Source organism: Planktotalea sp., from assembly GCF_965659345.1.
Classification (GTDB): domain Bacteria; phylum Pseudomonadota; class Alphaproteobacteria; order Rhodobacterales; family Rhodobacteraceae; genus Planktotalea.
In genome coordinates this window covers 1-11,179 of sequence record NZ_CBFHVK010000036.1, presented here as the reverse complement: position 1 = coordinate 11,179, position 11,179 = coordinate 1, and the positions used below count along the sequence as shown (strand labels likewise).

At 55.6% G+C, this 11,179-nt stretch carries 10 protein-coding genes; 6 read left to right on the top strand and 4 right to left on the bottom strand.

Going from position 1 to position 11,179, the window contains the following annotated elements; translation table 11 throughout:
• A partial coding sequence (locus ACTG3Z_RS17080) for a response regulator (RefSeq protein ID WP_439144212.1) occupies positions 1-486 on the bottom strand: 486 nt, incomplete at its 3' end.
• A gap of 118 nt (positions 487-604) precedes the next feature.
• On the opposite strand from ACTG3Z_RS17080, the gene ACTG3Z_RS17075 reads away from it, so the two are divergent.
• From ACTG3Z_RS17075 to ACTG3Z_RS17060, 4 genes are all read left to right on the top strand, one after another.
• On the top strand, positions 605-1,711 hold the full coding sequence (locus ACTG3Z_RS17075; protein WP_439144211.1) for a tricarboxylate transporter: 1,107 nt from the start codon (positions 605-607) through the stop codon (positions 1,709-1,711).
• A 73-nt stretch (positions 1,712-1,784) separates the two neighbouring features.
• A complete protein-coding gene (locus tag ACTG3Z_RS17070; RefSeq protein ID WP_439144210.1) occupies positions 1,785-3,812 on the top strand; it encodes a tripartite tricarboxylate transporter permease in 2,028 nt (675 codons plus the stop codon).
• Between the two features lie 12 nt (positions 3,813-3,824).
• The gene (locus ACTG3Z_RS17065; RefSeq protein ID WP_439144209.1) at positions 3,825-4,916 is read left to right on the top strand and encodes a 4-oxalomesaconate tautomerase; all 1,092 of its coding nucleotides are present in this window, start codon (positions 3,825-3,827) and stop codon (positions 4,914-4,916) included.
• Between the two features lie 42 nt (positions 4,917-4,958).
• Positions 4,959-5,927, top strand: coding sequence for a D-2-hydroxyacid dehydrogenase family protein (locus ACTG3Z_RS17060; protein WP_439144208.1), 969 nt, complete (start codon positions 4,959-4,961; stop codon positions 5,925-5,927).
• Here the strand turns inward: ACTG3Z_RS17060 and ACTG3Z_RS17055 are convergent.
• Genes ACTG3Z_RS17055 through ACTG3Z_RS17045 form a run of 3 tightly spaced genes read right to left on the bottom strand, consistent with a single transcriptional unit; the run spans position 5,924 to position 8,292 of the window.
• Positions 5,924-6,604: a transporter substrate-binding domain-containing protein gene (locus ACTG3Z_RS17055; protein ID WP_439144207.1), complete on the bottom strand. Its 681-nt coding sequence runs from the start codon at positions 6,602-6,604 to the stop codon at positions 5,924-5,926. The two genes, ACTG3Z_RS17060 and ACTG3Z_RS17055, sit on opposite strands and share 4 nt — an antisense overlap.
• 18 nt (positions 6,605-6,622) lie before the next feature.
• Positions 6,623-7,645 carry an AbrB family transcriptional regulator gene (locus tag ACTG3Z_RS17050; RefSeq protein ID WP_439144206.1) on the bottom strand — a complete coding sequence of 341 codons (1,023 nt, stop codon included), beginning with the start codon at positions 7,643-7,645 and terminating at the stop codon, positions 6,623-6,625.
• Positions 7,642-8,292, bottom strand: a complete 651-nt coding sequence (locus tag ACTG3Z_RS17045; RefSeq protein WP_439144205.1) for a GntR family transcriptional regulator — start codon at positions 8,290-8,292, stop codon at positions 7,642-7,644. Before ACTG3Z_RS17045 ends, ACTG3Z_RS17050 begins: the two co-directional genes overlap by 4 nt.
• 95 nt (positions 8,293-8,387) lie before the next feature.
• Here ACTG3Z_RS17045 and tcuA point away from each other — a divergent pair, with 95 nt between their 5' ends.
• Positions 8,388-9,758, top strand: a complete 1,371-nt coding sequence (gene tcuA, locus ACTG3Z_RS17040) for an FAD-dependent tricarballylate dehydrogenase TcuA (protein ID WP_439144204.1) — start codon at positions 8,388-8,390, stop codon at positions 9,756-9,758.
• Entirely contained in the window at positions 9,748-10,812 is a 1,065-nt protein-coding gene (tcuB, locus tag ACTG3Z_RS17035; protein ID WP_439144203.1) for a tricarballylate utilization 4Fe-4S protein TcuB, read from the top strand. Before tcuA ends, tcuB begins: the two co-directional genes overlap by 11 nt.
• The last annotated feature ends 367 nt before the right edge of the window (positions 10,813-11,179 follow it).

The following is an 11,179-nucleotide window of genomic DNA, read 5'->3' as shown; positions in this document are numbered from 1 at the left end:
AGTACCGTGGCTGTAGGCTAAATCCGTCTGGGGTAAGGGGGAGATCGGCCTCAGACCGATTTGTGCAACAAAGCCCGCGCCAATGCTGCGAAATACTTGCTGCGGGATCGCGCGCCGACGCAAGAGCGCACGCACACGCGCCTCAAGCTCTGCCATCTCGAAAGGTTTGATCAGGTAGTCATCCGCGCCTGCATCAAGACCCTTAACGCGATCCTGTGTATCGGCGCGTGCAGTCAGCAAAATGACGGGACGCACATCGCCGCGTTTACGCATCGCTGTCAAAAGCGTCAGCCCATCAACCCCCGGTAGATTGATGTCGAGAATGACCAGATCAGCGCCATCGTCCATAAGATGGGTCTCAGCCGCACTGCCATCATGCAGCCTGTCCACAGCATGGCCCGCGTCCTCAAGACGGTAGGTGATGCCTTTCGCGAGGCTCATGTTGTCTTCGACCAGAGTAATCCGCATCGTGGTTAATTTCGCCAATGCAAGTTTCGTGCAAGGTTCGCAGGTCAAAGCAGAGACATCAACAGGGGCGACATCCCCTGCGCGATTCTATTTTTGGGGCTTTTGGGAAAAAGCCTGTCATCCTTGGGAGGGATACATGTCTACATTTAAATCTACGCGCCGCGTGGCTATGGGCCTCGTGGCCGCAGCTGCCGCAACTTTCGGACTTCAGGCTAATGCTGGCGGTCACGGAATTGATCTAGCGGGTAAAACCGTTGAGTGGGTGATCCCGTTCTCTGAAACAGGCGGTTCTGCCAAATGGGCAAACTTCTACGCGCCGCTTCTGTCCGAAGCGCTGCCAGGCCAGCCAACAGTTGTTGTGAAATTCATGCCAGGTGCGGGTTCCACCAAAGGCGCGAACTTCTTCCAAGAGCAGGAATATGATGACGGCACGCTGATCTTCGGCTCCTCCGGCTCTACGCAGTTCCCGTTTCTTTTGGGTGATCCACGGGTAAAATATAATTACGCAGACTGGAATGTTGTTCTTGCCTCGGGCACAGGCGGCGTTGCGTATCTTCCGCCAGAATTGGCCGCGAAGATGGACGGCTTGAACGCTGGTCCGCTTCAGGGCGAGGATTTCATCTACGGCAACCAAGGCGCGACGCGTCTGGACCTCGTGCCAACGTTGGCGTGGGAAATGTTGGGCCTCAACGTGGAAAGCGTTATGGGCATCAAAGGTCGCGGCGATGGCCGTTTGATGTTTGAGCGTGGCGAGGCGAACATCGATTACCAAACGTCTTCCTCCTATCTCAAAGGCGTGACGCCTTTGGTCGAGGCCGGAACAGCGGTTCCGATGATGACATGGGGCTCTTTGGATGACGCGGGCGACATCGTGCGTGACCCGACATTCCCGGACATCCCAACGTTCAAAGAAGTCTGCGACGCGACAGAGGGCTGCGAAACTTCCGGCGAGCAGTGGGATGCATGGAAAGCGTTCTTCGTTGCGGGCTTCCCTGCTCAGAAAATGGTCTTCTTGCCAAATGGCGCGTCCAATGATGCAATCGTGACCTACACGAAAGCCTTTGAAGACGTGAAAGCGCGCGCTGATTTCGCAGAGATTTCCGGTAAACGTTTGGGTAAGTACCCACAAATGACAGGCGAAAAAGCGCAAACAGCCCTTGCAAGCGCAACGGTTGTTCCAGCCGAAGCCAAGGCGTTTGTGGTCAACTGGCTACAAGAGAAATACGGCGTTTCTTTGAAGTAAAGTTCGTTTAGCGAACGTCCCGTCGATTTCGGCGGGGCGTTTTCATAAGCGAAGCTCGGGGGGGAGCGGCATCATGGACATTATCATGGAGGCATTGCCCGCGTTAAGCGACGCGTGGGGATTAATCTTGCAACCTGTCGTTCTCGGGTATTTGATCCTCGGCGTGGTGATGGGCCTCTGCATCGGGGTATTTCCCGGGCTCGGCGGCATCGCTGGTCTGTCCCTCTTGCTGCCTTTTATGTTCGGTATGGACCCAATTTTGGGCCTCGCCCTGATGGTCGGCATGGTAGCGATTGTTCCCACATCTGATACCTTTGCCTCTGTTTTGATGGGTATCCCTGGATCATCCGCGTCCCAAGCCACAGTGCTCGACGGGTTTCCCATGGCCAAACGCGGCCAAGCCGCGCGCGCGCTCTCGGCGGCGTTTGCATCATCCTTGTTTGGCGGGCTCGTTGGCGCGAGTTTTCTAACCGTCTTCATCCTAGTCGCGCGGCCCATCGTTCTAGAGTTCCGTACGCCCGAGCTATTGATGATCACTATTTTCGGCCTCTCAATGGTCGGTATTCTCGCAGGGCGCGTCGCAATCAAAGGGGTCGTTGCTGCGGGGCTTGGCATGCTGATCGGCACAATTGGCGAAGGCGCGTCGTCAGGCGATCTGCGTATGTCTTCCTATGATTTCCCCTATCTCACCGACGGGTTGAAACTGGTCATCGTTGGCCTTGGTATTTTCGCTATTCCAGAGATCATCTCCCTCCTGCGCCAAGATCGCGCGATCAGTTCGAAGCCGCAGCTCGGCGGCGGTTGGATTGACGGTGTGAAAGACTGGTTCGCTAATATCTGGCTTTCTGTGCGCTGCTCTATCATCGGCGTTATCGTTGGGGTGATCCCCGGCCTTGGCGGCTCTGTCGTGGATTGGATCGCATATGGTCATGCGGTGCAAACGACCAAGGACAAGTCGGGCTTTGGCAAGGGCGAAGTGCGCGGGATCATCGGGCCGGAAAGCTCGAACAACGCGAAAGAGGGCGGTGGGCTGGTTCCAACCTTGCTGTTTGGCATCCCTGGCTCTGGCTCTATGGCCATCTTCATTGGCGCGATTGCATTGCTAGGATCGGGCCAGATCGAAGTCGGCCCTGCGATGCTTAAGAACAACCTCGACATTACTTACTCTATCGTATGGTTGCTGGCGCTTGCCAATGTTGTTGGCACGATGATCTGCATCGCGGCCTCGGGCGGGATTGCCAAGCTCACGACCATTCGTTTCGCGCTGCTCGCGCCCTTCCTCTTTATGATTATCAGCTTTGCGGCGTTCCAATCTGGTCAGAACTTGATGGACCTTGTAGCTTTGATCGGGATTGGCTTCCTCGGCCTGATGATGCGTCGCTTTGATTGGTCGCGCCCCGCGTTCTTGATCGGCTTTGTCCTCTCTAATCCGGCGGAAACCTACGCCAACCAAGCTGTGCAGATCGCGCAGTCGCGCTTTCGCAAAGGTTTTGAAGAGGGGCTCGATTATATTTTCTCACCTATCGTCATTGTGCTGTTGATCATCACGGTGATTTCCGTCGTCCTCGGCTTGCGCCAAGCCAAGAACATCCTTGCGGAGGGCGATGTGCAATCGGGTTCCAAGCGCGCGCCGCTGATCTTCCTTTTGGTGATCACTGGCTACATCGCCTACGCGCTCTTTGATGCCTCTTCGATCCCTGACTACAGCCGCGATCGTACCTTCCCGATCTTCGTAGCGAGTGTTTGCCTCGTGGGATGCGCCATTCTCATCATTCGGATGATGCTCAAGCCTGAAACGGATACGATCTTTGCCGACCGTGAACGCAGCGGGGAAGATGCAGAGGCAACGCATGGCCTTTGGCCAACGCTGGCATGGTTCGCAGGGCTTTTGATCCTGACCTCGCTGCTTGGATTTATCCTCGCGCTCGCGATCTTCCTCTTCAGCTTTATGAAATTGCGCGCGGGCGTGAGCACAGTGTTTGCCGCGATCTACACCGCAGCTGGCATTGCCTTTATGCTCGGTATGGCATCGCTGTTGAACCGCGATTTCCCGCCCGGATTGTTGCAGGAATATGCTGATCTTCCTTGGCCCTTCACATAAGCGAGCACAGAGATGACACAGACTGCAATTCCCTATCTTTTCATGCGCGGCGGCACCTCGCGCGGCCCCTACATGAACCGCGCTGACTTGCCTGAAGACCTAGAGACTCTGGCGGAGGTGTTGATCGCAATCGTTGGCTCTGGTCATGCGCTCAATATTGACGGTATCGGCGGCGGCGCGGCGGTAACGACCAAGGTCGCGATGCTCTCACCCTCGGATGATCCTTGGGCGGATGTCGATTATTTCTTTGCGCAAGTCAGTGTTGAGGATCGCCTTGTCGATTTCAAACCCACTTGCGGCAATATCCTCACTGGCGTTGGCCCTGCGGCTATTGAGATGGGTCTTGTCGCGGCGCTGGAGGGCGAAACGCCAGTGAATATTCGCGCGGTCAACACAGGCGCGAAAGTCGCCGCTGTTGTGCAAACCCCAATTGGCGAAGTCAGCTATGAGGGCGATGCAGAAATCGATGGCGTGCCGGGGACCAGTGCGCCAATTGCGCTGCAATTCATGGAGACGGTTGGCGGCGTTACTGGGGCCTTCCTGCCGACAGGCAATCTTGTCGATGTGATCGACGGGATCGAAGTAACCTGCATGGACGTGGCCATGCCGATTGTTATCGCCAAGGCAGAGAGCTTTGGATTGTCGGGCACCGAGAGCGCCGCAGAGCTTGATGAAAACACCGAATTCTTCACCTGTATGGAGGCATTGCGCCTGAAGGCGGGTGCATTGATGGGAATGGGCGACGTGTCCACATCTGTGACGCCAAAGTTCGGCTTGCTCGCGCCAGCGCAGGGCAGCGGTACCATTACCACGCGCTATTTCATGCCGTGGAAAACGCATCCCACCATGGCCGTCACTGGCGCGCAATGCCTTGCATCCTGCGTTCTAACACCGGGCACAGTTGCAGCAGGGCTTGCCAATATTCCGAACGAAGTGCCAGCCAATGTCACCCTTGAACACGCTTCGGGCACGATCGACGTTCTGGTGGATTACGCCCAGAACGACGCTGGTTTTGAAGTGAAATCTGCAGGGTTGGTGCGCACAGCGCGCAAATTGGCGGCTGGCGCGGTCTTTATCCCCGCATCGATCTGGGCCGGACACTAGAGCGCGGCTGCCTCAACACATCTTAAGAAGGTTTGAACACCGATGAAAATTCACATTCTCGACGATTGGTTCGACACGCTGCGTGGCTTGCCCTGTTTTGAAAAACTGTCCGAGCATGAAGTCACGGTCTGGACCGATCACGAACCTGATCCAGAAAAACTGGCTGAGCGTGTGCAAGAGGCCGAAGGCTTGGTTTTGTTTCGCGAACGCACCAAAGTCGGGGCTGACTTGGTCTCGAAACTGCCAAACCTCAAATTGATTTCCCAGCGCAGCGTTTATCCGCATGTGGATGTGGCGGCTTGCACGCAAAATGATGTGCTGCTCTGCTCGAATATGCATTCGGGCACGCCGTCTTACGCTGCAGCCGAGCATACTTTGGCGCTGATCCTTGCGAGCTATCGTCAGATCCCCGCGCAAACGGCATCGATCAAAGCCGGCCAATGGCAATCCGGTGTGGGTCGGACCCTGCGCGGCCGAACGCTTGGGCTTTATGGCTATGGGCGTATCGCGGGGGCAGTCGCAGGCTATGCAAAAGCGATTGGAATGAACGTGCAATGGTGGTCCTCAGAAGAGGGTCGCGCACGGGCCGAGGCAGCAGGTGAGACTGTCGCGGCCTCGCGCGCGGCCTTCTTTGCAACGTCGGACATTGTCAGTTTGCATGTGCGCCTAAAGCCTGAAACGCGCGGGTTGGTCACGGCACAGGACCTTGCACAGATGCAACCTCGTGCATTGTTTGTGAATACGTCCCGTTCGGGTCTTGTCGCTCAAGGCGCGCTAGAGGAAGAGATCGCTCAAAGCCGCATTCACGCTGCTGTTGATGTGTTTGATCATGAGCCGCTCAGCGACACTTCTAACATTCTTTTGACCCATCCAAATGTCTTAGCGACTCCGCATATTGGCTTTGTCACGGAGGATGAGTTTGACATGCAGTTCTCTGATATTTTCGACCAAATCAATGCATATAGCGCAGGTGCGCCGATCCACATGATCAATCCTGAGGTCTACAGCTAGCCAGCTATCGCAGCCTTGACGAACCCGTCTGCGATCGCGCTGGCGACGAAATCATCTAGTGCGGTGATCCTTGGATCGTCGCGCTTTGGCAGCACCATTGCTTGGTGTACGGATGTCAAAGCTCCGGGCAATATGCGCACGTCGGGATCACTGCCGAAAAAACCTTCTAACGATGCGCGAACACCTGCGACTGCATCGCAGCGACCTGACTGAAACGCGACAAAACTTTCAGGTGGCGTACCGAAACGTTCAAGCTGCGCGTTTTGCAGGGTTTTGGTCAGGTGCATGTCATAGGCCGATCCTTTGGCGGTGAGAACCTGCACGCCCGGTTTGTCAATGTCGTCGATGTCTTTGAATGCAGAGGTCGCGCGCACCGCATAGCTCGCCTCGATCACGATATAAGGCTGGGTAAAGGCGATCTGCTCGGCGCGCATTGGATCAATCGCAAGAAAGCCAATGTCCCAAATATCATTCCCTGCATCGGCGAACACCTTGCCTGCACCGCTGTAAACAACTGGAACCATCTTAGCCCCAATCTCGTCGGCGAGGCGCTGCGCGAGCGCAGGGCTAACCCCTTTGAATTTCTCGCCGTCAATCTGCACCAAGGCGCGGTTGCCAGTGTTGATCGCGGCCCGCAGAATGCCGCCTTTCGCCAGTGTTTTCAGTTCTGATTTCATGACTTATCTCTACTTTTTTTACGCATTCGCGTTGAAAAAACGCGCAAATAAGGGCGCGCCCAAGATGACGACAAAAATCCTTAAAACATGATGCGCCACGACAAAGGCCATGTCAGCCCCTACGATCAAGGCGAGCACCGTGAGTTCCGCTTGCCCGCCCGGTGCGAAGGCGAGGATCGTCTCCATGGGGGAAGCGAGGCCCGCGAGGTGGATCGTTTCGGCAAAAGCAACTGTGAGCAGCAATAGGATGACGCAAAACCCTAGCGCGGCACTCACGTCCCTGCGCACTTCGGCCATGGTCACGCCAACATATTTGCTGCCCACGCCCATGCCGATAAAGAACTGCGCGGCCCAAATTGCCTCGGCTGGGGGGCGGTGTTGTAGGACACCCATAAGGGATAGGGTCGCAGCGAGCAAAAGAGGCCCCAAAATGGTCGCGCCAAACATACCGACGCGTTTAGCGAACTGCCAGCCAACAAGGCCGCAAAAGACCATCAATGCAAGTTGATCTAGCCCAATAGAGGCTGCAGGCGCACCAGGTGGATTGGTGAGATCAGCGTCCCAAGCCCATGTGAGCAGAAAAGGCAAAGCGACAACAATCACCATAACGCGCGTTGCATGAACCAACGACAGGGTACGGACATTGCCGCCCGCTTCCTCGCCGAAGACTAGCATGTCCTGCAAGCCACCAGGCATCGCCGCATAATAGCTGGTAGCGAATGAGTAACCCCAGACTCGTTGGAAATAGAGCACGCCCAGCAGGCCGATGCATCCAGTCATCAGCGGGATCATCAGGAGCGTCGGCCACATAGCCCCCATGGACATGAGCAAGGCACTGCTAAAGGTCGCGCCCACGGCCACGCCCAGGATTGTGCGCATCGCGTCGTTGAGCACCTTGATCCCGCGCATCTGAACCCCAACGAGGGCTGCGATCAAACAGGCAAAAATCGGGCCTAATAGCCATGGCAACGGCAGCTGCAGCAGCTTGAAGACCAGCACGCCGATAAAGGCGACAGCGAAGGAGGCGATCCGCGCCTTCATCCGAGCATCACCTTTAAGCGATGGCGCAACGAGGTCTGCAAATGCGCAGCGGCGGCGTCGCCAGCGGTTTCTTGATCGCCCGCGCCTATGGCTGCGATGATCTCTGCGTGCTGCGCGGTGACCGTTTTGATCCGCGCCTCGTCATCTAGCGTCGTGGGGCCGAGCAACATAAGAGCGTTGTTTAGCGCGCGGGCGGATTCCAGCAAAAAGCGGTTGCGAGTGGCGAGATAAATGCAGCGGTGAAAATCTTGATTGAGCGCAGCGGCGCTATGCGTGTCTTCACCTGTGGCTTCAATCTGCGCATTCAAATTACGAAGCACGTCAATTTCGGCCTCGCTCGCGTGTTTGGCAGCCATTTGCGCAGCAGTGCGCTCTAGCACCAGACGCATCTCGTAGAGCTCGACGACTTCGGGCTGCGACAGCGTGCGGATCACCGCGCCCAAGCGGGGGCGATGTTCGACAATGCCATCACTTTCTAATTTGCGCAGCGCCTCACGCACTGGGGTGCGGGAGAGGGATAGCTGGCTCGCGACTTCCACCTCGCGCAAACGATCACCAGGTTGGAATTGGCCTGTACGGATCGCGACAAGCAAACGGTGATAAGCCACTTCGCCCTGAGACATGTCTTGCAATTCAATGTCGGTCATTCTAGAAAGATCCAAATTGTATACACTTGGATACAATGCGCGAGGTTTGAGGAAAAGCCAATGGTAAACTTGGTGAAAACCGTGGAAATTGCCAAATGACGACATCTTACGACATCATCGTTGTTGGTGGCGGCAATGCTGCCCTGTGCGCCGCTATTGAGGCTGCTGAAGCTGGCGCAAGGGTTCTGATTTTAGAGGCGGCCCCAAAGAGCTATCGTGGCGGCAATTCTCGTCACACGCGCAATTTTCGCTGTATGCACGACGGGCCGTTGTCAGTGCTGATTGATACCTACGGTGAGGACGAGTATTTCGACGACTTGTTGCGCGTGACCAAAGGAAATACCGATGAAAAGCTCGCGCGCATGGTGATCCGCAATTCGCAAGAGTGCCAACCCTGGATGGAAGCGAATGGCGTTCGGTTTCAACCGTCGCTCTCTGGAACACTGAGCCTAGGACGTACGAACGCGTTCTTTTTGGGCGGAGGCAAAGCGTTGGTAAATGCCTATTATCGAACGGCACAGGCTCTTGGCGTCGAGGTGCGTTACGAGGCCGAGGTAGTGCATGTTGGGATGAGCGCCGGCGCGTTTACCCATGTTGAGCTAAAAGACGGTAGTAAGATTGAAGGTCGCGCGTTGGTTATCGCATCGGGTGGATTTCAGGCCGATCTGGATTGGCTTGCCGATGCATGGGGACCTGCTGCGCGCAATTTTCTGATCCGTGGCACGCCTTTTAATCGCGGCGTTGTGCTGCGCGATATGCTCGATCAAGGCGCGGGCAGTGTTGGTGATCCGACGCAATGCCATGCAGTGGCTATCGACGGCCGCGCGCCCAAATTTGACGGCGGCATTGTCACGCGGCTCGATTGCGTGCCTTTCTCGGTGGTTCTGAACAAACACGGTCAGCGCTTTTATGATGAGGGCGAGGATGTTTGGCCCAAGCGCTATGCGATTTGGGGCCGACTGGTAGCGGCGCAGCCTGATCAGGTCGCTTATTCGATCATCGATTCCCGTTCGCGTGATTTGTTCATGCCTTCGGTGTTCCCACCGATCAAAGCTGATACTCTCGACGAGTTACGGATCAAGCTGGACCTGCCGATAGCGGCCATGCAGACCTTTGACAGCTTCAATGCAGCCTGCGGCGAAGGTGCATTCAGCCCGCAAGAATTGGATGGTTTGGCCACGGATGGCGTTACGCCTGCCAAAACAAACTGGGCAAGGCCATTGAGCGAGCCGCCGTTCTACGCATACGAGCTACGCCCCGGCGTCACCTTCACTTATCTCGGGCTGCAAGTGGACGAGACTGCGCGCGTGCAAGCTGGAGAAACGCCTCTTGCCAATGTCTGGGCAGCGGGGGAAATCATGGCGGGATCAATCTTGGGCGAAGGTTATCTCGCTGGATTTGGCATGACGATTGGAACGGTCTTTGGCCGCATCGCTGGCAAGGAGGCCGCATCCTATGTCAACTGAAACACTGCAAAATGCCCGCCGTCAGATCGAGATTTGCAACGCTTGCCGCTATTGTGAAGGCTACTGTTCTGTCTTTCCGGCAATCACCCGTCAAACGGCTTTTGCCGATGGAGACATCACGCAATTGGCTAATCTGTGTCACAACTGCCGTGGTTGCTACTACGCCTGCCAATACACTGAGCCACATGAGTTCGCGATCAATCTTCCGCAAATTTTGGCAGAAGTGCGCACGGATAGCTGGAAGGAGTTCGCTTGGCCAAAAGGGTTTGCGCGCGCCTATGATCGCCACGGCGTTGCCATTGCGGGTTTACTGATCCTCTGCGTTATGACGCTGATCTTTCTCGCGGGGTCGTTGCAAAATGGCGGCAGCGGCGCGGGGTTTTACGCCTATATGAGCCATGTTGTGATGGTCGCGATTTTTGCGCCTGCCTTTTTGCTACCCTTATTTACGGCTGGAATTTCGATCCGGCGGTATTGGACGCACGTAGGAGACGGGCGCATCGCACTAAAAGATTTGCGCAAAGCGTTGCAGGACGTGGCGACGATGCGCGATTTGAGCGGTGGACAAGAGCAGGGCTGCAATTTCGAAGACGAGGATCGTTTCACCAACGCGCGCCGTGTCGCACATCAATTGGTCCTTTGGGGTTTTCTGCTTTGCTTTGCGGCGACATCCTCGGGCACTTTGTTGCACTATGTCTTTGATCTGCATGCGCCTTATGGGTTCTTCAGCTTGCCAAAATTCCTCGGCGTGCCTGGTGGTTTAATGCTGAGCGCAGGAACGGCTTGGATGATCCGCTTGAAGCTAAGCGCAGATGGGGCCCTCGCAGATGCTCGCGTCCGAGGCGGCGATATGGCGTTTGTTGTTCTGCTCTTTGCAGTCAGTACCTCGGGTCTATTGCTCTATGCGGCGACGGGTACGGCTCTGATTCCGCTTTTACTGACGTTTCACCTAGCCACAGTATTGACCCTGTTTTTGACGCTGCCTTACTCGAAATTTGTCCATGGTTTTTACCGACTGGCCGCGATGATCAAGAATGCTAAAGCTGCAAAATAGGGAATTTCTTCTTCATAGGTCGTCCTGCAAATTGAAGTTGTTTCGTGTGCGCGAAGAGTTGACCTGCCCCCTAAGGTTTTCTGATTCATAACGAGACTTTGTGAGGAGCAATGCACAAATGCGCCTATGCTTTTTCCAACGCAGATTATCATATCATATTTCGTTAGGGCCTCTTGGTTCCACCTCCGATGAAGCAAACAACTACCAATTCCTATGTTTTTGACATGAATACACACGGTGCTGATAGCAGCCTTCGGATCGTTTGCAGCGAAAGTTCGCTTTGTCTAAGGTTTGTGAATTCGCCGATCAACCAGTCTCGCAGTCGCAGCGAATGTCAGCAATGCCGGGCAGCATAGCAGCAACTTGA